Annotated in this window: 20 protein-coding genes; 7 read left to right on the plus strand and 13 right to left on the minus strand. The window is 62.9% G+C overall.

Annotated features, from left to right (window positions below; genetic code table 11):
* Window positions 1-100 precede the first annotated feature (100 nt).
* Together cmoA and cmoB are read left to right on the plus strand one after the other, a co-directional pair.
* Window positions 101-844, plus strand: coding sequence for a carboxy-S-adenosyl-L-methionine synthase CmoA (gene cmoA, locus LOY69_RS23895; RefSeq protein WP_102880789.1), 744 nt, complete (start codon window positions 101-103; stop codon window positions 842-844).
* Window positions 841-1,797 carry a tRNA 5-methoxyuridine(34)/uridine 5-oxyacetic acid(34) synthase CmoB gene (gene cmoB, locus LOY69_RS23900; RefSeq protein WP_102880790.1) on the plus strand — a complete coding sequence of 319 codons (957 nt, stop codon included), beginning with the start codon at window positions 841-843 and terminating at the stop codon, window positions 1,795-1,797. Before cmoA ends, cmoB begins: the two co-directional genes overlap by 4 nt.
* 163 nt (window positions 1,798-1,960) lie before the next feature.
* On the opposite strand, the gene tadA is transcribed toward cmoB, so the two are convergent.
* From tadA to treP, 7 genes are all read right to left on the minus strand, one after another.
* Complete coding sequence (gene tadA / locus LOY69_RS23905) at window positions 1,961-2,449, minus strand: tRNA adenosine(34) deaminase TadA (protein WP_110597123.1); 489 nt, start codon at window positions 2,447-2,449, stop codon at window positions 1,961-1,963.
* Window positions 2,449-3,825, minus strand: coding sequence for a multicopper oxidase family protein (locus LOY69_RS23910; RefSeq protein ID WP_102880792.1), 1,377 nt, complete (start codon window positions 3,823-3,825; stop codon window positions 2,449-2,451). The genes tadA and LOY69_RS23910 overlap by 1 nt, the downstream gene beginning before the upstream one ends.
* Before the next feature lie 198 nt (window positions 3,826-4,023).
* The gene (locus tag LOY69_RS23915) at window positions 4,024-4,314 is read right to left on the minus strand and encodes a PTS transporter subunit EIIB (RefSeq protein WP_265073678.1); all 291 of its coding nucleotides are present in this window, start codon (window positions 4,312-4,314) and stop codon (window positions 4,024-4,026) included.
* A 2-nt stretch (window positions 4,315-4,316) separates the two neighbouring features.
* Window positions 4,317-6,854 (minus strand): phosphoenolpyruvate--protein phosphotransferase, encoded by a 2,538-nt coding sequence (gene ptsP, locus LOY69_RS23920; protein ID WP_265073679.1) that lies wholly within the window; start codon window positions 6,852-6,854, stop codon window positions 4,317-4,319.
* A gap of 60 nt (window positions 6,855-6,914) precedes the next feature.
* Window positions 6,915-8,138, minus strand: a complete 1,224-nt coding sequence (locus LOY69_RS23925) for a maltoporin (RefSeq protein WP_123394034.1) — start codon at window positions 8,136-8,138, stop codon at window positions 6,915-6,917.
* Window positions 8,139-8,248: 110 nt separating this feature from the next.
* Window positions 8,249-9,895 (minus strand): alpha,alpha-phosphotrehalase, encoded by a 1,647-nt coding sequence (gene treC, locus LOY69_RS23930; protein ID WP_265073680.1) that lies wholly within the window; start codon window positions 9,893-9,895, stop codon window positions 8,249-8,251.
* 60 nt (window positions 9,896-9,955) lie between these two features.
* Window positions 9,956-11,398: a PTS system trehalose-specific EIIBC component gene (gene treP, locus LOY69_RS23935; protein ID WP_265073681.1), complete on the minus strand. Its 1,443-nt coding sequence runs from the start codon at window positions 11,396-11,398 to the stop codon at window positions 9,956-9,958.
* Between the two features lie 230 nt (window positions 11,399-11,628).
* Between treP and treR the strand changes: the two genes are divergently transcribed.
* Window positions 11,629-12,333 carry a trehalose operon repressor gene (gene treR, locus LOY69_RS23940; protein WP_110597127.1) on the plus strand — a complete coding sequence of 235 codons (705 nt, stop codon included), beginning with the start codon at window positions 11,629-11,631 and terminating at the stop codon, window positions 12,331-12,333.
* An 11-nt stretch (window positions 12,334-12,344) separates the two neighbouring features.
* On the opposite strand, the gene LOY69_RS23945 is transcribed toward treR, so the two are convergent.
* The 6 genes from LOY69_RS23945 to LOY69_RS23970 all read right to left on the minus strand — a co-directional run bounded on the left by LOY69_RS23945 (window position 12,345) and on the right by LOY69_RS23970 (window position 18,193).
* Window positions 12,345-12,866 (minus strand): helix-turn-helix transcriptional regulator, encoded by a 522-nt coding sequence (locus tag LOY69_RS23945; RefSeq protein ID WP_016968315.1) that lies wholly within the window; start codon window positions 12,864-12,866, stop codon window positions 12,345-12,347.
* A gap of 5 nt (window positions 12,867-12,871) precedes the next feature.
* Window positions 12,872-13,150, minus strand: coding sequence for a hypothetical protein (locus LOY69_RS23950; protein ID WP_265073682.1), 279 nt, complete (start codon window positions 13,148-13,150; stop codon window positions 12,872-12,874).
* 324 nt (window positions 13,151-13,474) lie between these two features.
* Window positions 13,475-15,052: a glutamine-hydrolyzing GMP synthase gene (gene guaA / locus LOY69_RS23955; protein WP_102860414.1), complete on the minus strand. Its 1,578-nt coding sequence runs from the start codon at window positions 15,050-15,052 to the stop codon at window positions 13,475-13,477.
* A gap of 104 nt (window positions 15,053-15,156) precedes the next feature.
* Entirely contained in the window at window positions 15,157-16,626 is a 1,470-nt protein-coding gene (gene guaB / locus LOY69_RS23960; RefSeq protein WP_102860413.1) for an IMP dehydrogenase, read from the minus strand.
* A gap of 116 nt (window positions 16,627-16,742) precedes the next feature.
* Entirely contained in the window at window positions 16,743-17,291 is a 549-nt protein-coding gene (locus LOY69_RS23965) for a sugar ABC transporter ATPase (RefSeq protein WP_102860412.1), read from the minus strand.
* A gap of 131 nt (window positions 17,292-17,422) precedes the next feature.
* A complete protein-coding gene (locus LOY69_RS23970; protein WP_102860411.1) occupies window positions 17,423-18,193 on the minus strand; it encodes a sulfite exporter TauE/SafE family protein in 771 nt (256 codons plus the stop codon).
* A 103-nt stretch (window positions 18,194-18,296) separates the two neighbouring features.
* Between LOY69_RS23970 and LOY69_RS23975 the strand changes: the two genes are divergently transcribed.
* From LOY69_RS23975 to leuA, 4 genes are all read left to right on the plus strand, one after another.
* Window positions 18,297-19,244, plus strand: a complete 948-nt coding sequence (locus tag LOY69_RS23975) for a LysR family transcriptional regulator (protein ID WP_265073683.1) — start codon at window positions 18,297-18,299, stop codon at window positions 19,242-19,244.
* Window positions 19,241-20,620 carry an exodeoxyribonuclease VII large subunit gene (xseA, locus tag LOY69_RS23980; RefSeq protein WP_102860409.1) on the plus strand — a complete coding sequence of 460 codons (1,380 nt, stop codon included), beginning with the start codon at window positions 19,241-19,243 and terminating at the stop codon, window positions 20,618-20,620. The genes LOY69_RS23975 and xseA overlap by 4 nt, the downstream gene beginning before the upstream one ends.
* A 3-nt stretch (window positions 20,621-20,623) precedes the next feature.
* Window positions 20,624-21,445, plus strand: a complete 822-nt coding sequence (locus tag LOY69_RS23985) for a M23 family metallopeptidase (RefSeq protein ID WP_265073684.1) — start codon at window positions 20,624-20,626, stop codon at window positions 21,443-21,445.
* A gap of 357 nt (window positions 21,446-21,802) precedes the next feature.
* Entirely contained in the window at window positions 21,803-23,482 is a 1,680-nt protein-coding gene (leuA, locus tag LOY69_RS23990) for a 2-isopropylmalate synthase (protein ID WP_265073685.1), read from the plus strand.
* Window positions 23,483-23,524 lie beyond the last annotated feature (42 nt).

Here is a 23,524-nt window from a genome sequence, read left to right on the forward strand (position 1 = left end):
TGCGTCGCCCTTGCGCTCCTGAAGGCCCTACGGGCCTTATCGCAGCCTGCGGCAGCGGCTACAATGCCGCCCTCTTTTTATCTCCATCGCTGGAAACGCCGTGAGCAAAGAACCCGACCGCCTATTCGCCCAGCCCCTGGCCCAGGTGCCCGACTTCGCCTTTAACGAGGATGTGGTGCGGGTGTTCCCGGACATGATCAAGCGCTCGGTGCCGGGTTACCCGACCATTGTCGAGAACCTCGGGGTGCTGGCCGCGCAGTTCGCTCAGCCCAACAGCGTGCTCTACGACCTGGGCTCATCCCTGGGCGCGGTGACCCAGGCCCTGCGCCGCCATGTGCGCAGCGACGGTTGCCGGGTGATCGCCGTGGACAATTCGGCGGCCATGGTCGAGCGTTGCCGGGAATACCTCAACGGCCAGGATTCGATGTTCCAGGAGTTGCTGCCGGTGCAGGTGATCGAAGGCGATATCCTGGCCCTGGAGTTCCAGCCGGCCTCGGTGGTGGCCTTGAACTTCACCCTGCAGTTCATCGCCCCGGAGCAACGCCTGGCCCTGCTCGGGCGCATCCGCCAGTCGTTGCTGCCCGGCGGCGCGCTGATCCTCTCGGAGAAGCTGCGCTTCAACGACACCGAGGAACACGCCCTGCTCACCGACCTGCACATCGCCTTCAAACGCGCCAACGGCTACAGCGAACTGGAAATTGCCCAGAAGCGCAGCGCCATCGAAAACGTCATGAAGCCCGACAGCCTCGAAGAACACCGCGAACGCCTGCTGGCCGCCGGGTTCTCGAAAGTCGTGCCGTGGTTCCAGTGTCTTAATTTTGCCTCGTTGATTGCCCTGCCATGATTGATCTGTCTCCCCTCGCTCGCCGTCTGGCGGGCACGCCCCTGGCCGAATGGGCCAACGGCCTGCAAGCCCAGCTCGATGCCAAGATGGAAAAGGGCCATGGCGACCTGGAGCGCTGGCAGAGCGCCCTTGACGCGTTGCCGAAGATCCAGCCCAGCGAAGTCGACCTGATCAACGGCCTGCGCCTGGACACCGACTGCGACGACGCCACCCGGGCGCAGATGCGTACCGCACTGATGGGCCTGTCACCGTGGCGCAAGGGCCCGTTCGACCTGTTCGGCGTGCACGTGGATACCGAATGGCGTTCGGACTGGAAGTGGTCGCGGGTCGCACCGCACCTGAACCTTGAAGGCAAACGCATCCTCGATGTCGGCTGCGGCAATGGCTACTACATGTGGCGCATGCTCGGCGCCGGCGCCCATAGCGTGATTGGCGTCGACCCCAACTGGCTGTTCTTCTGCCAGTTCCAGGCGGTGCAGCGCTACCTGTCGGAGCCCTCGGTGTGGCACTTGCCGTTTCCTTTCGAAGACCTGCCGGCCAACCTGGAAGGTTTCGACACGGTGTTTTCCATGGGGGTGTTCTACCACCGGCGTTCGCCCATCGAGCATCTGCTGGCGCTCAAGGACTGCCTGGTCAAGGGTGGCGAACTGGTGCTGGAAACCCTGGTGGTGGAAGGCGATCAGCATCAGGTGCTGGTGCCGGAAGACCGCTACGCGCAGATGCGCAATGTGTGGTTCCTGCCCTCGGTGCCGGCCCTGGAGCTATGGCTGCGGCGCGCCGGGTTCAGCGACGTGCGCTGCGTGGATGTGAGCGTGACCAGCATCGAGGAGCAGCGCGGCACCGAGTGGATGAAGTACCAGTCCCTCAGCGATTTCCTCGACCCCAATGACCACAGCAAGACCATCGAAGGCCTGCCCGCACCGATGCGCGCGGTGATTGTCGCCAGAAAATAGGCACCGCCCTCCTCCTGTAGGAGCTGGCCGGGCGGCGTTCAGCTTGCCAGCGAACGCGCCCGCCAGAGCGGCGCAAGGCTCAAGGGCCTGTTCGCCGGCAAGCCGGCTCCTACGGTTTTTGCAGGAGCGAGCTTGCTCGCGAAAACCGCAGACGCGTTTGAGATCAGCGCGCTCGACGCGCCTTGAAGAACTCGCTCAGCACCGTGCCGCACTCTTCGGCCAACACCCCGCCCTCGTACAGCACTCGATGATTGAGAAAGCCCTGGGTGAAGAACTGACCCTGGCTCTGCACGATGCCCGCCTTGGGTTCCAACGCGCCGTACACCACGCGGGCAATGCGCGAATGGACGATCAACCCGGCGCACATGCTGCAAGGCTCCAGGGTCACGTACAGGGTGCTCCCGGGAAGGCGATAGTTGCTGACCGCCTGGGCCGCTGCGCGGATCGCCACCATCTCGGCGTGGGCGCTGGGGTCGCTGCCGCTGATGGGGCAGTTGTAACCGCGGCCGATAATCTCACCATCCAATACCAGCACCGCGCCCACCGGCACTTCCCCCAGGGCTGCGCCTTGGGCGGCCAGGGCCAGGGCTTCGCGCATGAAGTCCTGGTCGCGGCTGCGGTCGATGATCGGCGCCGGGCGTATCTGACGCATCACGCCACCTCGATGGCGGCCATCAGACCGGTTTCCATGTGGTCGATCACGTGGCAGTGGAACATCCAGACCCCAGGGTTATCCGCCACCAGCGCCACGCGGGCACGCTCGTTCTTGCCCAGCAGGTAGGTGTCGGTGAAGTAGGGAGTGATCTTCTTGCGATTCGAGGCGATGACCTTGAAGCTCATGCCGTGCAAGTGGATCGGGTGTTGGTACTGAGTCATGTTCTTCAATTCGAAAATGTAGCTCTTGCCCTTTTTCAACGTGGCAATCGGGCGGTCGGCGCAGGTCTTGTCGGTAATGTCCCAGGCCTGGCCGTTGATCTGCCACAGGCTCGGCGGCTGGCCATTGTCCACGTTCACCGAGACCGAGCCAACCCACTCGAAATTGAAGTTGAGCTTCTCGGCGTTGTCGAGATCCGGCTCGGCCACCGGGTTGGCCGGCAGGGCTGGCGGCCACTGGGTCGGCGCATCGTTGTTGGCCACCGAACGCAAAGTGCCCAGGCGCACCGGACCGTTGCGCAGGGACAGTTCCTGCCCCGCCGCCGGCGCCTTGATCGCCAGGCAGATACGCATGCCCGGCCCCAGCCAGTATTCCTTGCCCAAAGGACGCGGCTCGATGGGGTTGCCATCCAGTGCATAGATCTGCGCTTCGACATCGGGGATGTTGATGCGGTAGGTCAGGGTGTTGTCCAGGTTGAGTAGACGCACCCGAGTAATCTGCCCGGCCGGCAGGTCGATCACCGCCTGGGACACGCCGTTGATGGTGGACAGGCGCCCGGCCGTGCCGCCCCGCGCCGCTTCCCGGGGGATGCTGAAGGAGACGAACGCGCCCTCTTCGTCCACGTGCCAGCTTTTCAGGCTCAGGGTGCGCTCGTACTGGAAACCGGTGGGTTCGCGCTCTTCGACGATCAGCGGGCCCACCAGGCCGCGGCCCAGTTCTTCGCTGCTGTTCACATGGGGGTGATACCAGTAGCTGCCGGCATCCGGTACGCGGAATTTGTAGTCGAAGTACTCGCCGGGCAGCACCGGCAGTTGCGAGACATAAGGAACACCGTCCATTTCCAGGGGCAGGCGGATGCCGTGCCAGTGGATGGTGGTGGCCACGGGCAAGTGGTTGATAAAGCGCACCCGCAGCCACTCGCCCTGGCGTACCCGCAGTTCGGTGCCCGGTGCCGATGGCCCGAAAGCCCAGGCTTCAGTCTTGTGCCCTGGCACCAGTTCCACATCCAGCGGCGCGGCGATCAGCTCGTAGTCGTGGCCCGCTTCAGCGTCGGCCATTTTCCCCAGCCAGTAGCGCGAGGCTCCACCCGCTCCCACGCCCACCACTACCAGACCGGCCAGACCACCGAGTATTTGTCGACGGGTAAAGGACATGGACTCAACTACCTCACGTATCCGCGGCGGGCCCAGGCCCGCAAAAGGCGAATACGATACACCCGCAGTTGAGAAACAGTAAGGCCGGCGCGGCGACCGGACGCAGGCGGGACGGGGAAACGATGGGTGTTTTCGAGGGTGCGCTCGCTGGCAAGCCCGTTACTCTTGCAGGAGCCGGCTTGCCAGCGAACAAGCCCCTCAGCCCTGCAATCCCAACAGCAGATGCACCACGCCACCGGCCAGGGGCATCACTGCCGGTACCCCCGCCACTCGCAGGGCGCGGCTGTCCAGCAACTGCGGATCATGCAGTTCCAGGCGCAGGCGGGTCAGGGCCAATGGTTGCTGGCTCTTGATATTGGCGCTGCCACCCAGCGCCGCCAGCATCGCGTCATTCAGAACACTGCCCTTGGCCTGGGGGGCCTTCGGCTGATCAGGGATCAGGTCTGGAGTCAGGGCCTTCCAGAACGCCCGTTGCAATTTCTCGAACATCTTCAGTTCTCCAGAACCAGTGAGTCGGCGGCGACTTGCTGCCGTTGCAGGCATTCACGTACCTGAACCGCGTCTTCCAGATCGATGATCCGCGCTGCCAAGGCCTGGCACTCGCTCAGATCCAACTCCCGCACCCGGGCCTTGATAGCGGGAATCAGCGGCACGCTCACCGACAGCTCGTCTACTCCCAGGCCCAGCAACAGCGGCACCGCCAGGGTCTCGGAAGCCAGTGCACCGCAGACGCCGACCCACTTGCCGTGGGCATGGGCGGCCTGCACCGTGCGCGCGATCAGGCGCAGCACTGACGGATGGAAGCTGTCGGCCTGACTGGCCAGGCGCGGATGATCACGGTCCATGGCCAGGGTGTACTGGGTCAGGTCGTTGGTGCCGATGGAGAAGAAATCCACCTCCGGGGCAAAACGGTCTGCCATCAGGGCCGCCGAAGGCACCTCGATCATGATGCCCAACTTGGGCCGCTCCGCCAGGCCCAGGGCCTGAACCTCGTCATCGAGCAATTGGCGCGCCTGACGCAGCTCCGCCAGCTGGCTGACCATCGGCAACATGATGTGCAGGCGGGCCTGCCCGGCGCTGGCGAGAATCGCCCGGAACTGCTCCCGCAGCAGTTCGGGACGCTCCAGGCACAGGCGGATGCCCCGCAGGCCGAGAAAGGGGTTGGCTTCGCTGTCCATGGGCACATAGGCCAGAGGCTTGTCGCCGCCCACGTCCAGGGTCCGCACCACCAGATTGCGCGTCGGCCCCAGGGCCTGGGCAATGGCCAGATAGGTTTCGGCCTGCTCCTCGGCGCTCGGGGCGTGGCTGCGGTCCTGGTAGAGGAACTCCGAACGCAACAGGCCGACGCCTTCGCCGCCCAGGCTCATTGCCTGCTCGGCCTCCGCCAGAGAGGCAATGTTGGCCGTGACCTCCAGATGATGACCATCGCGGGTCACCGCCGGTTGCGCCGCCTGGGCCAGGTCCTGACGCTGGCGCAGGCGTTGCTGCTGACGCAGGGACTCCAGTTGCTGCAGACGCTGAGGGTCCGGGTCCGTATGCAGTTCGCCGCGATCGGCATCCAGCAGAACCCGGGTGCCGTTGGCCAGGGACAGGACCCGGGACGACAGGCCACAGATCGCCGGCAGGCCCAGGGCCCGGGCGAGGATCGCCACGTGGCTGGTGGCGCCGCCGCCAACGGTGGCAAATCCCAGCACCTTGGCCGTGTCCAGGCTGGCGGTCTGCGAGGGGGTCAGTTGCTCGGCAATCAGAATGGCCTGATCCGGCAAGCTCAGGGCATGCTCTTGCACCCCGAGCATCCGCTTGAGCACCCGTTGGCCGACGTCCGCCAGATCCACCGCGCGCTCAGCCAGCAGCGTACTGCCCAGGCCCTTGAACAGCTCGGCGGTGGCCTCGATGGCACGGTTCCAGGCAAAGGCAGCGCTCTTGCCGGTGACGATCAGGGCCTCGGCCTGCTGCAACAGACTCGGATCGTCGAGGAGCTCCTGGTGGGCCCGAAAGATTTCCTGCTGCGCGCCACCCCGGGCATTGTCCCGCAGCTGCTGCAGGTCCCGGACCGCCTCCCCCAAAGCGCGCTCAAGCACTTCGCGCTCCTGCTGCGGGTTCGCCGCCCACTCCTTTATCTGCAGGCGCTGTTCAGCCACCTGCAGCACCTGGCCGACCGCCGAACCCGGTGACGCACAGACTCCCCGCAGAACCGTCTCCAACGACTCATCCCGCGCCGCTAGCGGCGCAATACTCGGCGCCGCAGCACTGACTTTCTCGCCACAACCTGAGGCCAACAGTTCCACCAGAACCTGGATTGCCTGCTCGGCATCCGCACCTGCGGCACTGACCTGCAAGACATCGCCTTGCACCGTCTGCAAGGCCATGATCGACACCAGGGACTTGGCATTGGCCGAGTCCTGGCGCCGGTGCAGGCAGATATTCGCGGCAAAGCCCTTGGCGGCCTGGGCCAGCAAAGCCGCCGGGCGCGCATGCAGGCCCTGGGGGTTGCCGAGGATCAGCGGTTTGGAAAACAGCGCCTCAGCTTCAGCGTCCTCGGCCTTGGCACCTTCCTCTGCGGAGGCGGGCTCGATCTGTAACACCGGCTGTCCCAGCTCCACCAGCAGGCTGTCGGACACCAGCCCCGTCACCGCTTCGCCACTGACCACCAGCATCAGGGTCAACAGGCTGCGGGCATGCAGGGCCAGGTAGTCAGCGTCGAACTCGATCAGCGGCTGGCCAGCCGAGACCTGCTGACCTTCCTCGATCAGGCAGGTGAAGCCCTTGCCCGCCAGGTTCACCGTGTCCAGCCCGATGTGCATCAGCACCTGCTGGCCCTGCTCGCCGGTAATGCTCAGCGCATGGCCGCTGCGCTGCAGGTTGCTGACCACCCCGGACAGCGGCGCGCAGAGGATCTGGGAAGTCGGGTCGATGCACAGCCCGTCACCGATCACCCGGCTGGAAAACACCGGGTCCGGGACCTGGTCCAGGGGCAGCAGCACCCCGGACAGGGGCGCGAGCAATTGCAAGGGTTGGGTTATGGCCATGACGTCACCTGCTAATGATTCCTTGAAGTGCCGATGGAGCGCGAGCCCCGACAGCATCGCTTATTTCCACCAGTACTCGACCTGCAAACCGACGTTCGCACCATGCCGGGCGCTGCCGAACACACCGCTGTCGGACAGCGCGGAACCGGCCGCCAGCTCATTGGCCGCGCGTTTGGCGGCCTCGTTCCAGCTGGCATAGGTGTAGTACAGGCGCACCTCCGGCCGGGCCCAGAAGTCCGGTCCCTTGGGTGACCAGGTGGGCGCGAAGGTAAATTTACTGAGCTTGCGGGTGCCCCCGGGCGCTTGCACCTGATCGTGGCCAAACTCGGTCACCAGCTTGAACTGCTCGGTGATGGCATAGGCCGGACGCACGCCCAGGGAGATCCAGTTCTGGTCCTGGCCGTCGGGGCGGATGTCCTTCTGATAGACCGCCTCGACCTGGCCGCCGAAGCGCGGGGTGACCTGCCAGTCGAAGAATTCCACCAGGCGATAGCTCTTGTTGCCGTCATCCAGGTAGGGATTGCCGGTGTAGCCCAGGCCGGTACCGGGGCCCTCACCGTATTGCAGGGCCAGTTTGTTCTTGCCGCCGAAAAAATCTTTCTGCACATGCTGGGTGGTGATCGCCCAGCCATTGTGGGCACCACGGCGATCGGGCTTTTCCAGGTAGCTCAGGCCCAACTCCAGCTCGCCGCCGGGGTTGGTCTGGAAACCGGCAACGTTGAAGTCGTGACGGCTCACGGCCTGCTTCTGGTAGAGGTTGTCCTTGCGGGAAAAGGCGTAGCTGTATTTCAGATCGCCGATGCGCACGTCCTCGACCCCGCCGCCGGTGGCGCTCTGGTTCCAGTAGTAGAAGTCGGAAATATGGATGTCGTTACGCTTGTAGTAACGGCGCCCGGCCCACAGCGAGCCGCCATTGAGGCTGGGCAGGTTCGACCACTGGGCGTACATCTGCGGCATGCGCGCCGAGCCGTTCTCGCCCTGGAAGGTCAGGTTGCGGTCGTAGCGGTTGTAGAGCGACGCCATGCCGTCGACGCTGAGCACCGAGCCATCTTCCAGGGTGTACAGGTCCTGGCGCAGCTCAAGCTCCGCGTACTGCTCACACTCGTTGCCCAGGCGGTACTTGGACTGCGCGCCGGGCAACTGGAAGCAGGACTGCGAGCCGCTGTTCACCGAGGTCCCCAGGCCGCTGCGCAGGTACCCGGCAAACTCCAGGGCCTGGGCCGGCAAGGGCAAGGCCAGACACAGGCAGGACGCCGCCAGAGCGCGATTTATTGTTGTTTTCATAAGCCACCGCATTATTTTTATTGTGTTGTATGGATTCATCGGAACCGGCTTGGCGGCGCATGCGCTGGGCCAGAAAGATCGCCTGGCCCGGTTCGCCGGCAAGCCGGCTCCTACAGGGTCAGGTGCAGGACGAAGGACTCGTAAGGCCGCAGGTGCAAGTGCTGGCTGCGCAGCTCGTGGTCCGGGTAGTTGCTGATCAGCAGGCGCTGTTGCATGCCCGTGCTGATCACCGCTTCCGGCAACTCGACCTCACACGGCGAGCCATAGAAGTTGTTCACCACCAGCAGGCGCTCGCCGTCGCCCTCGCGTACATAGGCCCAGATCTGCCGATGTTCGGGCAGCAACTGGCGATAGAGGCCGTGCTGGATCAGCGCCTCATGGCGGCGCAAGGCAATCAGCCGGCGATAGTGATGCAGCACCGAATCTTCGTCGTCGAATTGCGCCTCGACATTGATCTGGCTGGCGTTGGCCGGTATCCCGATCCAGGGCTCGGCGCTGCTGAACCCGGCATTGACCCCGGCATTCCACTGCATCGGCGTGCGCCCGTTGTCCCGGGACTTCTGCTGGATCGCCGCCATGATGGCCTGCGGTTCTTCACCGGCCTCGCGCTTGAGGCGGTGGATGTTCAGGGTCTCGACATCGCGGTACTGCTCGATCCGCTCGAAGTGCGGATTGGTCATGCCCAGCTCTTCGCCCTGATAGACGAAAGGCGTGCCCTGGAGCAGGTGCAGCGCGGTGGCCAGCATCTTCGCCGACACCACCCGGTGCTCACCGTCGTCGCCAAAGCGCGAGACCACCCGAGGCTGGTCGTGGTTACACCAGAACAGCGCATTCCAGCCGCCACCGGCCTGCATTCCGGTTTGCCAGTCGGAGAGGATGCGCTTGAGTTCGAGGAAGTCGAAATCGGCCCGCAGCCACTTCTGCTGGTTGGGGTAGTCCACCTTCAGGTGATGGAAGTTGAAGGTCATCGACAGCTCCTTCGACTCCGGATGGGAATAGCGAATGCAGTGTTCCAGGCGGGTGGAGGACATCTCGCCCACATTCACCAGATCGTGCCCGGCGAACACTTCCCGATGCATTTCCTGCAGGTACTGGTGCACGTTGGGACCGTCGGTGTAGAAGCGGCGGCCGTCGCTCTGATCCTCGGGGAAATCCGCTGGTTTGGAGATCAGGTTGATCACATCGAGACGGAAGCCACCGACGCCCTTGTCGCGCCAGAAGCGCATCATCTTGAAGACTTCGGCGCGCACCTGGGGGTTGTCCCAGTTGAGGTCGGCCTGGGTGTGATCGAACAGGTGCAGGTAGTACTGCCCGGTCTGGGCCTCGTATTCCCAGGCGGAGCCGCCGAACTTGGATTCCCAGTTGTTGGGCTCATCGCGCCAGATGTAGAAGTCCCGGTAGGGGTTGTCCAGGCTGCTGCGGGCCTGCTGGAACCAGGCGTGCTCGATGGAGGTGTGGTTGACCACGATATCCAGCATCAGCTTGATCCCGCGCTTGCCGGCTTCGGCGATCAGCAACTCGCAGTCGGCCATGCTGCCGTAGCTGGGATCGATGGCGTAGTAGTCGCTGATGTCATAGCCGTTGTCCCGTTGCGGCGAACGCAGGAACGGGGTCAGCCACAGGCAATCGACCCCCAGCCAGTGCAGGTAGTCGAGCTTGTCCACCACACCCAGCAGGTCACCGGTGGCCTGGCCTTGGTGGCTGTGAAAACTTTTCGGGTAGATCTGGTAGATCACCGAACGCTGCCAGTCTTGCATGGGGGAATCCTTTGGAAAGTGCGAGGGCATTCGCCGGCGAGCCGGCGCCGACAAGGCCGGTCAGGCCACTCGGTAGCCGGGGCGGATGATCTTCAGGCTCAGGCCGCAGGTCAGGACGAAGGGCACCACCAGGGCGATGACCATGCCAATCACGAACATCGGGATGTACTGGGGAATGATCGAGATGAACCCCGGCAGCCCACCGACACCGATGGCCGAAGCCTGGACCTTGTTCAGCGAGAGAAAGATGCTGCCCAGGGCCGAGCCGATCAGCGCGGCGTAGAAGGGAAACTTGTAGCGCAGGTTGACGCCGAACATCGCCGGCTCGGTGATGCCGAAGTAGGCGGAAATCGCCGAGGTCGAGGCCATGCTGCGATCACGAGCGTTGCGGCTCATGGTGAATACCGCCAGGGCTGCGCTGCCCTGGGCCAGGTTGGACATGACGATCATCGGCCAGATAAAAGTGCCGCCCTGGGTGGCGATCAGTTGCAGGTCGACGGCCAGGAACATGTGGTGCATGCCGGTGATCACCAGCGGTGCGTAGAGCAGGCCGAAGATGGCGCCCCCGAGCACAGGAGCCAGGTCGAACAGGGTGACCACACCCTCGGTGATGAGGATTCCCAAGTGCCGGGTCACCGGCCCGATGATCGCCAGGGCCAGTACGCCGGTGACCACGATGGTGGTGATGGGTACCACCAGCAGGGTGATGGCGTTGGGCACCCGGGCGCGCAGCCATTTTTCGATCACGCTCATCACATAGGCCGCCAGCAGGATCGGCAGGATCTGCCCCTGATAGCCGACCTTCTCGATCTGGAACAGACCGAAGATGTCGAAGTACGGCAGGCTCTGGCCGTCCAGCCCAGCCACGGCCTTGCCATAGTTCCAGGCATTGAGCAGGTCCGGGTGGACCAGCATCAGCCCCAGGACAATGCCGAGGATCTCGCTGCCGCCAAAGCGCTTGGCCGCCGACCAGCCCACCAGGGCCGGCAGGAACACGAAGGAGGTGTTGGCCATCAGGTTGATCAGGCTCCAGAGCCCATCCAGCCCCGGGTACGCCTCAAGCAGGGTCTTGCCCTCGATGAACATGCCCTTGGCGCCCAGCAGGTTGTTCACCCCCATCAGCAGGCCGGCGATGATCAGGGCCGGCAGGATGGGCATGAACACATCGGAGAACACCCGCACCAGACGCTGCATGGCGTTGGTCTTTTCCGCGCCCTTCTGCTTCACGTCGGCAATGGTGGAAACCGCGAGCCCCGTCTGTTCACGCAGGGCGGCGTAGACCTTCTCTACCTCGCCAGGGCCGATCACCACCTGGAACAGGCCACCGGTGAAGAACGAGCCCTTGACCAGATCGATCTGGTTGAGGGTGGCGCTGTCGACCAGGCTCGGGTCCTTGAGGGCCAGGCGCAGGCGGGTCACGCAATGGGCCGCCTGTTCGAGGTTGTCGGCGCCACCGAGGCTGTGCAGCAACTCGCTGGCGATCGTTGAATAGTCGTGGCTCATGCTTGTTCTTCCACCTGAGATTTTTGTTATTGGCAGCACGCCGAGGGGCAAATTACTCGTCTGTACGAGTTAAATCAACAACTCGTACAGACGAGTTTGAAATTTTCTTCCGGCGTGGCCCTGCCCCATGCTTTTTCCACCCGCTAAAGCATCACCAGGGCGCATGGACAAATGCCCCGTCCAGCCCTTAAGGTGCCTGCCTTGAGCACAGTCCGGCACAGAGCCATCCCATGAGCAAATACAACCAGATCTACAGCGATCTGCTTGCCAGCATCACCACCGAACGTCTTGAGCGTGGCGCCCGCCTGCCTTCGGAAAGCGAACTGATGGACAGCTACCAGGCCAGCCGCGGCACCGTGCGCAAGGCCATCGAACTGCTGCAGGAGCGCGGTTTCGCGCAGAAGATCCACGGCAAGGGCACCTTCGTGCTCTCGCCCAACCCTATTGAGTTCCAGCTGGGCGGCATCGTCAGCTTCCAGGAAACCTATCCACGCCTGGGGGATGACGTCAGCACCGAGGTGGTGGAGTTCAGCCAGTTCCCCCTGCAAGGCGCCCTGCGCAACCATCTGCAGGCGCAAGAAGGCAGCCTGATCACACGGATCAAGCGCGTGCGGCGAATCGACGGCAAGCGGGTGATTCTCGACATCAACCATTTTGTCGCCGAGCTGATTCCGGGGCTGGACCGAGAGATCGCCGAGCATTCGATCTACGCCTACATCGAACAGACCCTGCAACTGAACATCAGCTATGCCCAGCGCACCATCGAGGCCAGCCCGCGGAGCAAGGACGACCAGCAACTGCTCGACCTGGACGGCCAGAGCCATGTGATCGTGGTAAGCAACCAGACCTTTCTCCAGGACGGGCGGCAGTTCGAGTACACCGAATCTCGGCACACCCTGGACAAGTTCTACTTCTCCGACGTGGCCCGGCGCTAAGCCCTACCCCGTCAGCCCAACAGAGCCACCAGCTCACCGCTGAGGGGGCCGATGCGCTTCGACTCCTTGGCGGTGTTCACCTGCTGTGCCACCCGCGCCACCTCGATCACCGGGTGTTTGAGAGGGTAACCGCCCTTGCTGTCCAGCCAGCTCAGGACCTCCGCCAGATGCCACAGCGAGGTGCTGCCCTCATGGATCGCCAGGGGAAAACTGTCGGCGTGGCCAAGCATCAGCTTGCGCATGTTCTGCCGTGACACGCCGACGATCTCGGCGATCTCGCTGAGGCCGACAAAGTCCGGGCTGGCCTCCACCAGCCGCGCCTCGGGGATGATGCGCTTGATATCCCCCAGGGCACTGAGCAGCGCCGCTTCGGCACTCTCGGCCTCGCGACTGAACTCCAGGGCCAGGCGCCCGGCCAGACCAGTGCCGACCAGAACATCGGTGCAGCCCGCCGCACCGAGGCGCTCCACCAGTTGCAGCGGATCGCAGCCCTCCAGCGGCAGCAGATAGTTGAGGGTGAACAGGTATTCCATGGTGCTTACTCCTGACGGGCTGCCGGCGCCTTGGCCACACGCAGCTGATTCACGGTGCAGTTGTCGATCACCCGGCATAGCGCCCGGGCGTGCTGGGTCGGGTTCTTCGGCGTACGCCAGACACTGGTGATGCAGAACTCGCCGCAGCGGCACACTTCGTTGTTGTACGGGCAGTAGATCCGCCCCCACGCATGGCCACCACCGACCTCGATTCGCCAGCCCTGCCATTCGGCGTAGCGCAGAGCCATTTCAATGTCCTTCTTGGGATGAGTTGCACGAGCCATCCATAGCCTCCAGTATCGCCAGTCATGCATGGTTGTCAACTGACAACCTTATGCAATCCGATCAAACCCGCGCCACGAACAAGCCGCAGCAAAAACAGCGGGGGGAGACCCAAGGGTAGAGAGAAGCCCGGGGCAGAGCGCCGAACATGTCTTACGTGATATTGCCGGAAGGTGAAAAAGCAGCGTTTCTAAAGGTTCTGCAACACAAATGCCGATGTGTAACGGATTCAATCTCCGCAGAAACGACAATGGCGATCGATCCCCGAAGGTCCCGATCGCCATTGGTTAAAGCCAGCGGATCAAGCGCCGATCACTCGGCCCCGATCATTCCCACTCAATCGTTGCCGGCGGCTTGCTCGACACGTCGTAAGTGACGCGGGAGATGCCTTCGATTTCGTTGATGATCCGGCCGCTGACGGTTTCCAGCAGCTCGTAAGGCAGGTGCGCCCAACGGGCGGTCATGAAGTCGATGGTTTCCACCGCGCGCAGGGCCACGACCCAGGCGTAACGGCGGCCATCGCCGACCACGCCGACGGATTTCACCGGCTGGAACACGACGAATGCCTGGCTGACCTTGTGGTACCAGTCGGCCTTGCGCAGTTCTTCGATGAAGATGTGGTCAGCGCGACGCAGCAGGTCGGCGTATTCCTTCTTCACTTCACCCAGGATGCGCACACCCAGGCCCGGACCCGGGAACGGGTGACGGTAGACCATGTCGTACGGCAGGCCCAGCTCCAGGCCCAGACGGCGGACTTCGTCCTTGAACAGCTCGCGCAGCGGTTCAACCAGCTTGAGGTTCATTTCTTCCGGCAGGCCGCCCACGTTGTGGTGCGACTTGATCACGTGGGCCTTGCCGCTTTTCGCGCCAGCCGACTCGATCACGTCCGGGTAGATGGTGCCCTGGGCCAGGTACTTGATGTTTTCCAGCTTGCAGGATTCGGCATCGAACACGTCGATGAAGGTACGGCCGATGATCTTGCGCTTCTTCTCAGGGTCCGACTCGCCGGCCAGGTTGTTGAGGAACTGCTCCTCGGCGTTGGCGCGGATCACCTTGACGCCCATGTTCTCGGCGAACATGGCCATCACTTGCTCGCCTTCGTGCAGGCGCAGCAGGCCGTTGTCGACGAAAACGCAGGTCAGCTGGTCGCCGATGGCCTTGTGCAGCAGGGCCGCGACCACCGAGGAGTCGACACCGCCGGACAGGCCCAGCAGGACGTTGTCGGTGCCGACCTGGGCACGGATCTGGGCAATGGCGTCTTCGGCGATCTTCGACGGGGTCCACAGCGCTTCACAGCCGCAGATGTCGAGGATGAAGCGCGACAGGATGCGGCCGCCCTGCTTGGTGTGGGTCACTTCCGGGTGGAACTGCACGCCGTAGTAGCGCAGGTCATCGTTGAACATGCCGGCAATCGGGCAGCTCGGGGTGCTGGCCAGGATGTGGAAATCCTTTGGCATCTTGGTGACCTTGTCACCGTGGCTCATCCACACGTCGAGACCGAACAGGCCGTCGGCGTCGACGTGGTCTTCGATGCCGTCCAGCAGGCGGCTCTTGCCCACCACATCAACCCGGGCATAACCGAATTCGCGCAGCTCGGAACCTTCGACCTTGCCGCCCATTTGCTCGGCCATGGTCTGCATGCCGTAGCAGATGCCGAAGACCGGAACGCCCAGATCGAACACCGCTTGTGGGCAGCGAGGGCTGTTGGCTTCGTGCACGGACTCGGGACCGCCGGCGAGGATGACGCCTTTGGGAGCGAATTCGCGGATCGCTTCGTCGTCCATGTCGAACGGATGCAGTTCGCAGTAGACCCCGATCTCGCGCACGCGGCGGGCGATCAATTGGGTGTACTGGGAACCGAAGTCGAGGATCAGGATGCGGTGGGCGTGAATGTCGAGGGCCATGGTCAGTCTCGTCTAATTTCAGAAACGACACGGGGCTGAAAAACACAGCCCCGGTTACTAAATTCGTCAATCGCCTCCGGGCCTGGGCCTGGAGGCGATCACTATCAACCTACGCGATAGTTTGGCGCTTCCTTGGTGATCTGCACGTCGTGGACGTGGGATTCAGCCATGCCGGCGCCGGTGATGCGGACAAACTCCGGCTTGGTGCGCATTTCTTCGATGTTGGCGCTACCGGTGTAGCCCATGGAAGAACGCAGGCCGCCCATCAGCTGATGGATGATCGCGGTCAGGGAGCCCTTGTACGGCACGCGACCTTCGATCCCTTCCGGCACCAGCTTCTCGGCACCCGCGGAGGAGTCCTGGAAGTAGCGGTCGGAAGAGCCCTGGGCCTGGGACATGGCGCCCAGGGAACCCATGCCGCGGTAAGCCTTGTAGGAACGACCCTGGAACAGTTCGATCTCGCCCGGAGCCTCTTCGGTACCGGCGAACATCGAACCCATCATCACGCAGGAGGCACCGGCCACGATGGCCTTGGACAGGTCACCGGAGAAACGGATACCGCCGTCGGCGATCAGCGGAACGCCCGTGCCGACCAGTGCCGCTGCAACATTGGCGATCGCGCTGATTTGCGGCACGCCGACACCGGCAACGATGCGGGTGGTGCAAATCGAGCCTGGGCCGATACCGACCTTGACCGCGTCGGCGCCGGCTTCGGCCAGGGCCTTGGCGGCAGCGCCAGTGGCGATGTTGCCGCCGATCACCTGCACTTGCGGGAAGTTCTCTTTGACCCAGCGAACGCGGTCGATCACGCCCTTGGAGTGGCCGTGGGCGGTGTCGACCACCACCACGTCGACACCGGCGTTGACCAGCGCAGCAACGCGATCGCCCGTGTCTTTGCCGGTACCGACCGCAGCACCGACACGCAGACGACCTTGATCGTCCTTGCTGGCCAGCGGGTAGGCCTTGGCTTTTTCGATGTCGTTGACGGTCATCATGCCCTTGAGGGCAAAGGCGTCATCGACGATCAGCACGCGTTCGATGCGATGCTTGTGCAGCAGCTCACGGACGGCGGTCTTGTCGGCGCCTTCCTTGACAGTGACCAGGCGCTCTTTAGGCGTCATCACTTCGCGGACACTGGCTTCCAGACGGCTTTCGAAACGCACGTCGCGGGAAGTCACGATGCCCACCAGATCGCCGTTGTGCAGCACGGGCACACCGGAGATGTTGTGCATGTTGGTCAGTTCGAGCAGATCACGCACGGTGGCGTCGGCTTCGATGGTGATGGGGTCTTTGACCACACCGGCTTCGAAACGCTTGACCTTGCGCACTTCGGCAGCTTGCTGCTCGATGGTCATGTTCTTGTGGATGATGCCGATGCCGCCTTCCTGAGCCATGGCGATTGCCAGACGGGCTTCAGTGACGGTGTCCATGGCGGCGGAAACCAGTGGAATATTCAGCTCGATGCCACGGGTCAAACGGGTCTTTAGACTGACTTCATTAGGCAGTACTTCGGAATAACCGGGCACTAAGAGGATGTCGTCGAAGGTGAGGGCTTCTTGGCTGATACGCAGCATCGCGGGGGCTCCCGGGCGGGAAAATGGAAGCGCGCCATTATACTCAGACACCTACCCGGGCTCAATGTAAAACTCTGTCTAATATCACTGGAGTGATAGATGGAGATATCAGCGCGCTACAACTCGACCTTGACCCAACTTATCGGTTGATCCAGCCAGTCGGCGAACTCGTCGATAAAACTCTGTTTGAAACCCGCTTCGGCCCAGTTGTTGAAGATAAAGCCCAAGTTGGAAAAGCCGCATTCCTGAAGAAACAGAAAGCCGTTGATGTCATCTTCATGACCGCACTCGGGACAGGTGAAGTTATCGGTTCGCCCCGGCATCCAGTCTTCCAGGCTCTCGAACAGCGCTTCACCCACTTCCTGGCGGCATTCGGCACAGCCGGCTTCTTCGAGAAAGCCCTTGGCCGGGGTATAGATGCAGCGCTTGGTGATGATCTCCAGACCATTGATCGGCTCGCCGAAGGGCAGCGCCTGCGGCCGCAGCACCACCTCCCGTGCCCCCGGCGCAATCGCATGGCCCATGCGATTGCCGGTGCGCCCGCACGTGCTCAGGGTTTCCTCGACGATGTTCTTGCGCACCAGCCAACGCACAATGGCCCGAGCCCGGGGCTCGTGCACCGGCAGGGTGGAAATTTTCGGGACGAGGATGCTTTGCGAGTTCATGGATAAGCCTGAAACGTGCGGGACAGTACGAACGCTTTCGCCGGCAAGCCGGCCCCCACCATCAATTGTAGGAGCCGGCGTGCCGGCGAACGAATTTAAAGGCCCGCAGCTTAATCCCTGAACCCCGCAGGTCAAGTGCTCAGAAAGCGCCCGATCAAGGCAACACCACTGGCCAGCACCAGCCAGGTCACCAGGCGCACAAAGGCCTCCCGGGACAACCTCATGGTCAAGCGCCGTCCCACCCATAGACCCAACGCCATCGCCGGCAACAAGCACACCGCCAACAGCAACAGCGGCAACTCGGCATAGACCCCGGCCAAGGCAAACAGACTCAAGCGCACCACGGTACTGCAACTGATCAACGCACTTTGAGTGGCCCGTGCCGGGTCCTTGGGCAAACGACTGTTCAGGTAAATGGCATATAAAAAGCCGCCACTACCGAACAAGGCGCCAAACATTCCTCCCACTATTCCCATCGGCACCGACCAGCCGGCCGCCAACTGAGCCGGGCGTACCTTCACCCACAAGCTGTAGATGGCATAGGCACTGATAAACAGCCCCATTAATAGAAGCAGCAGATCGGACTTGAGATTGAGCAGAAAGATCACCCCCAAGGTGCAGCCCAGCGCCATGCAGGGCAGCAGGCGCAACAGCTCCGGCTTGGCCACGTCCTTGCGCGATGGCAGCAGGTTGCCGAAGGCTGCGACAAAGTCGAGCAGCACCAACAGCGGCACGATTTTCGACAACGGCATGAACAGGATCAGGACCGGTCCCGCCACCAGCGCCGTGCCGAAACCGGCGATGCCAAACACGATGTACGCCAGCGCGATGCCCAGGCCGATCGCCAACCAACCACCCGGGCCGAAAGACCACTGGTTCAAACCTTCGATTACCACGCTCATCACTGCGACTTCCCCCAAGCGGATCAGCAATGACTTTAGCCAGCGGCGAGCCTTGCGACTAATATCATCAAAGCCTTCAACCCATCGCAAAAAGGCATGCCTTGTGATTTCAACCCGTCAATTGCGCTATTTCGTGGAAATCGCCGAATGCGGCAGCTTCAGCGCTGCGGCAGAACGCCTGTTTGTCGCCCAATCAGCCCTTAGCCGGCAGATCAAGGAACTGGAAAGCCAGCTGCAAACCCCACTTTTCCAACGCACTGCCCGCCAGCCTCGGCTGACCGCCGCCGGTGAAGCCTTCCTGCCCAAGGCACGCAACCTGCTGAGCGAACTGCACAAGGCCGCCGAGCTGGCCACCCAGGTCGGCCAGGGGCAACTGGGCACTCTACGCCTCAGTCACTCAAGCACCGTGCCCATGAGCGGCCGTCTGCTTGGAGGCATCAGCGAGTATCTACAGGCGTGCCCCGGCGCTTCGATGGACATCGTCAAGCTGTCGTCCGAGGCGCAGTTGCAAGAACTCGCCGAAGGCCGGCTGGATGCTGGCCTGCTGCGCCTGCCGGTACTGCGCCAATGCGAGGGAGTGCAAATCGTGCCCTTGTTCAGCGAACCCCTGCTGCTGGCATTGCCGCCGCAGCATCCCCTGGCCCTTGATCCTCCGGCCCACGGGGTGGAGCTTGCACAACTGCGCAACGCAGCCTTTATCTCCATCCCCCATCCCCAGCGTGGGGGCTTGAGCTACCTGTCGGCACAGCTGTGCATGAGCCAGGGTTTCTTTCCCAAAGCGGCGCGAGTGATGTCACGCAAGACCACTCAATTGCAGTTGATCCAGGCTGGTTTCGGCGTTGCCCTGCTGCCCGAATCGATGCAGGACATCGCCCCGGCCAGCGTGCGTTTCCTGCCTCTGGCCGATAGCGATTGCCAGAGCACCGTCGCCCTCGCCTATCGGCAAGACCCCACACCGCTGGTGGCGCAGTTTGTCGAACAGCTGCGCAATCATTGGCAATCGAATTGCGTTGTTCCATGGACTGACAGCCCCTTAAACTGCGCCCCATGATTAAAGATCCCTTTGCACGACTCGGCCTGGACCGCGAGGTCCTCACTGTCACCCAGCTCAACGGCCGCGCCCGGGTGCTGCTCGAGGACGTGTTCAGCAATATCTGGGTCGAAGGCGAGATCTCCAACCTCGCTCGCCCGGCTTCCGGCCATGTCTACTTCACCCTCAAGGACAGCGGCGCCCAGGTGCGTTGCGCGCTGTTCCGGCAGAACGCCGCGCGGGTCCGCCAGGCACTGAAGGACGGCCTGGCGGTCAAGGTCCGGGGCAAGGTTTCGCTGTTCGAGGGGCGCGGCGACTACCAACTGATTCTCGACACCGTGGAGCCCGCCGGTGATGGTGCCCTGCGCCTGGCCTTCGATGCACTCAAGGAAAAGCTCAGCGCCGAGGGGCTGTTCAGTGCCGAACGCAAAGTGCCGTTACCGGCCCATCCGCAACGCATCGGCATTATCAGCTCCCCCACTGGCGCGGTAATCCGCGACATCATCAGCGTGTTCCGCCGCCGTGCGCCCCAGGTGGCACTGACGCTGATCCCCACTGCCGTGCAAGGTCGCGAGGCCACGGCGCAGATCGTCCGGGCCCTGCAACTGGCCGATGCCCGAGGCTTCGATGCCTTGATCCTGGCTCGGGGCGGCGGCTCTCTGGAAGACCTCTGGTGCTTCAACGAAGAGGCGGTAGCCCGGGCGGTGGATGCCTGCGTGACGCCGATCGTCAGCGCCGTCGGCCATGAAACCGATGTCTCCATCAGCGATTTCGTCGCTGACGTACGGGCCCCCACCCCTTCCGCCGCTGCTGAACTGCTGGCACCCGACGCCAGTGACCTGCAACACCGCGTCGACAGCCTGCATCGCCGCCTGGTGATGCGCATCCGCGACCGGCTGATGCGCGACCGCTTGCGCCTCGACGGTCTGGCCCGCCGCCTGCGCCATCCCGGCGAACGCCTGCGCCAGCAGGCACAACGCCTGGATGACCTGGATATGCGCATGCGCAGGGCCTTCGAGCGCAACCTCAATACCCGTCGCGAGCGCCTGATCCGCCTGGAAACCCGCCTCGGCGCCCAGCATCCAGGCCGGCAACTGGCCCTATTGCGCCAGCGCCTGGACAGCCTCGCCGAACGCCTGCCCCGAGCCATGCGCGAAGGCCTGAAAGCCCGACGCCTGCAGTTGCACAGTCAGATGCAGACCCTGCATGTGGTCAGCCCCCTGGCCACCCTGGGACGCGGCTATAGCATTCTTCTGGACGACCGCGGCCACGCCATCCGTACTGCCGCCCAGACCCGCAATGGCCAGCGCCTCACCGCCCGCCTGGGCGAAGGTGAACTGCAGGTGCGAGTCGAAGACAACCACCTGACGCCTGTCACTCTTTCTCTACTGGACTGATCCATGCCGCGCTTTCTCACTTCCCTGCTGTTGCTGTGCCTGGCCTTCAACGCCAACGCCGACAGCTACATCACTCGCCTGTTGAACAAACCCGTGCCTGGTGGCGTGGCGGTAGTGGACCTGGGCAGCGCAGCCCAGGCGCCCAAGGTCAGCTACCAGGGTAAACCCGTGCTGGTGGTGAAGGAGCAGAACAACTGGCTGGCCATTGTCGGTATCCCGTTGACGGTCAAGCCAGGCACCCAGCAGATCAGCGCCGGCAACCGCAGCCTGAACTTCGTGGTGGGCAGTAAAAAATACCCCGAGCAGCACATCACCCTGAAGAACCAGCGCCAGGTCAATCCAAACCCGGCAGACCTGAAACGCATTGATGGAGAACTGGCAGAGCAACTCCGTGCCTATCGCAGTTTCAGCCCCAACACCCCGAGCAACCTGCTGCTGGACAAGCCAGTGAACGGGCCGCTGTCGAGCAAGTTCGGGATGCGCCGGTTCTTCAACGGCGAGGAGCGCAATCCCCACGCCGGCCTGGACTTCGCAGTGCCGGCAGGCACACCGATCAAGACTCCGGCAGCCGGCAAGGTGATCCTGACCGGCAACTACTTTTTCAATGGCAACACGGTGTTCGTCGACCACGGCCAGGGCTTTATCAGCATGTTCTGCCACATGTCGAAGATTGACGTGAAGGTGGGTCAGTCCCTGGCTCGCGGGGCAGTGGTGGGCAAGGTGGGTTCGACCGGACGCGCTACCGGCCCGCATATGCACTGGAATATCAGCCTGAACGATGCCCGGGTCGATCCGGCGATCTTCATCGGGGCGTTTCAGCCCTGATCCCGAGCCCTGATCGCCGGCAAGCCGGCCTCCCCTGAGAATTGCGCAGCCCATCACGACTGCGCAATCGTTAGTATTCTTTCAAAGAATAGCCAGCATAAAATCTCGATATAGATTCGATTTCGAGTATTCCTCTCAATTTTTTTCGACTGCTTGCCATCTCTCACCTCAGTGGTTAGGGTTGAGCACATGAAAACCTCTCACACCCTCATTCAGCGTCGTCAACACCGGAGCCTCTGCCTCGTCAGCGCACGACTGCCAGGCTGAATCGCGGTGCCTCATCCCCCTGCGTCAACACTGCACTCTTGACTCACCGGTAGGCCGCCTCTTTTCGGCCCGGACCATAAGGATTTCTCCATGACCATGCTCAAAGACCCCTCCTCCAAGTACCGCGCGTTCCCGACCATCAACTTGCCGGACCGCACCTGGCCGTCGAAGACCATCACCCGCGCGCCGATCTGGTGCAGCTCGGACTTGCGTGATGGCAACCAGTCGCTGATCGAGCCGATGGATGCGGTCAAGAAGCTGCGTTTCTGGAAGACCCTGGTGGCCGTTGGCGTGAAAGAGATCGAGGCTTCGTTCCCTGCCGCCTCGCAAACCGACTTCGACTTCGTGCGCACCCTGATCGAAGGCGGCCACATCCCGGACGACACCACCATCCAGGTGCTGACCCAGGCCCGTGAAGACCTGATCGCCCGCACCTTCGAATCCTTGCGTGGTGCCAAGAAAGCCATCGTCCACCTGTACAACGCCACCAGCCCTTCGTTCCGCCGCATTGTCTTCAACCAGGACAAGGCCGGTGTGAAAGAAATCGCGGTGAACGCGGCCAAGCTGTTCGTCAAATACGCCGCCCAGCAGCCGGAAACCCAATGGCAGTTTGAATACTCGCCAGAAACCTTCAGCGCCACCGAACTGGAGTTCGCCAAGGAAGTCTGCGACGCCGTGGTGGAAGTCTGGAACGCAACGCCGACCAACAAGGTGATCCTCAACCTGCCGGCCACCGTTGAAGTGGCGACACCCAATATCTATGCCGACCAGATCGAGTGGTTCTGCCGCCACATCAACCGTCGTGACAGCGTGCTCATCAGCCTGCACACCCACAACGACCGTGGCACTGGCGTAGCCGCCACCGAGTTGGGCCTGATGGCGGGCGCCGACCGTGTCGAAGGCTGCCTGTTCGGCAACGGCGAACGTACCGGCAACGTCGATCTGGTCACCGTGGCCTTGAACCTCTACACCCAGGGTGTGAACCCGGAACTGGACTTCTCCGACATCGACGGCGTACGCAAAGTCGTGGAAGAGTGCAACCAGATTGCCGTGCATCCGCGCCATCCTTATGTCGGCGACCTGGTGCACACCGCCTTCTCCGGCTCCCACCAGGACGCGATCCGCAAGGGCTTCGCCCAGCAGAAGTCCGATGGCTTGTGGGAAGTGCCGTACTTGCCGATCGATCCGGCCGACATCGGTCGCAGCTACGAGGCGGTCATCCGCGTCAACAGTCAGTCGGGCAAAGGCGGTATCGCCTACCTGCTGGAACAGGAGTACGGCATCAGCTTGCCGCGCCGCATGCAGATCGAGTTCAGCCAGGTGGTGCAACGGGAAACCGACCGCCTGGGTCTGGAGATGACCGCCCAGCAAATCCACGCGCTGTTGCACAGCGAATACTTGCAGGCCAACACTCCGTACGCGCTGGTCAGCCATCGCCTGCAGGAAGAAAACGGCCACAGCGCCGTGGAAGTGGAAGTGTCGAGCAAGGGCCAGGGCGAAACCAACCTGAGCTGGCGCGGCAAGGGCAATGGCGCCCTGGAAGCCCTGGTGGCCGGCCTGCCGATTCCTGTAGAGATCATGGACTACAACGAGCACGCCATCGGTGCGGGCACCAACGCCAAGGCTGCGGCCTACATCGAACTGCGGGTCAACGGTGAACGTGCGGTCCACGGTGTTGGTATCGACGAAAACATCACCACTGCCAGCTTCAAGGCGCTGTTCAGTGCCCTGAACCGCTCTCTGAGCGAGCAGGAAGCCAAGGCCGCTTAAGCAGCCCTGATAAAAAAGGCCCCGGGGAGTTCTGCTCCTCGG

The sequence above is a fragment of the Pseudomonas sp. B21-059 genome, from assembly GCF_026016285.1.
In the GTDB taxonomy this organism is placed as follows: Bacteria; Pseudomonadota; Gammaproteobacteria; order Pseudomonadales; family Pseudomonadaceae; genus Aquipseudomonas; species Aquipseudomonas danubii.

Coding starts and splice junctions, on each gene's coding strand:
- cmoB (WP_102880790.1), top strand. CDS start 841: ATGATTGATCTGTCTCCCCTCGCTCGCCGTCTGGCGGGCACGCCCCTG.
- tadA (WP_110597123.1), bottom strand. CDS start 2,449: ATGCGTCAGATACGCCCGGCGCCGATCATCGACCGCAGCCGCGACCAG.
- LOY69_RS23910 (WP_102880792.1), bottom strand. CDS start 3,825: ATGTCCTTTACCCGTCGACAAATACTCGGTGGTCTGGCCGGTCTGGTA.
- LOY69_RS23915 (WP_265073678.1), bottom strand. CDS start 4,314: ATGTTCGAGAAATTGCAACGGGCGTTCTGGAAGGCCCTGACTCCAGAC.
- ptsP (WP_265073679.1), bottom strand. CDS start 6,854: ATGGCCATAACCCAACCCTTGCAATTGCTCGCGCCCCTGTCCGGGGTG.
- LOY69_RS23925 (WP_123394034.1), bottom strand. CDS start 8,138: ATGAAAACAACAATAAATCGCGCTCTGGCGGCGTCCTGCCTGTGTCTG.
- treC (WP_265073680.1), bottom strand. CDS start 9,895: ATGCAAGACTGGCAGCGTTCGGTGATCTACCAGATCTACCCGAAAAGT.
- treP (WP_265073681.1), bottom strand. CDS start 11,398: ATGAGCCACGACTATTCAACGATCGCCAGCGAGTTGCTGCACAGCCTC.
- treR (WP_110597127.1), top strand. CDS start 11,629: ATGAGCAAATACAACCAGATCTACAGCGATCTGCTTGCCAGCATCACC.
- LOY69_RS23945 (WP_016968315.1), bottom strand. CDS start 12,866: ATGGAATACCTGTTCACCCTCAACTATCTGCTGCCGCTGGAGGGCTGC.
- LOY69_RS23950 (WP_265073682.1), bottom strand. CDS start 13,150: ATGGCTCGTGCAACTCATCCCAAGAAGGACATTGAAATGGCTCTGCGC.
- guaA (WP_102860414.1), bottom strand. CDS start 15,052: ATGGCCCTCGACATTCACGCCCACCGCATCCTGATCCTCGACTTCGGT.
- guaB (WP_102860413.1), bottom strand. CDS start 16,626: ATGCTGCGTATCAGCCAAGAAGCCCTCACCTTCGACGACATCCTCTTA.
- LOY69_RS23965 (WP_102860412.1), bottom strand. CDS start 17,291: ATGAACTCGCAAAGCATCCTCGTCCCGAAAATTTCCACCCTGCCGGTG.
- LOY69_RS23970 (WP_102860411.1), bottom strand. CDS start 18,193: ATGAGCGTGGTAATCGAAGGTTTGAACCAGTGGTCTTTCGGCCCGGGT.
- xseA (WP_102860409.1), top strand. CDS start 19,241: ATGATTAAAGATCCCTTTGCACGACTCGGCCTGGACCGCGAGGTCCTC.
- LOY69_RS23985 (WP_265073684.1), top strand. CDS start 20,624: ATGCCGCGCTTTCTCACTTCCCTGCTGTTGCTGTGCCTGGCCTTCAAC.
- leuA (WP_265073685.1), top strand. CDS start 21,803: ATGACCATGCTCAAAGACCCCTCCTCCAAGTACCGCGCGTTCCCGACC.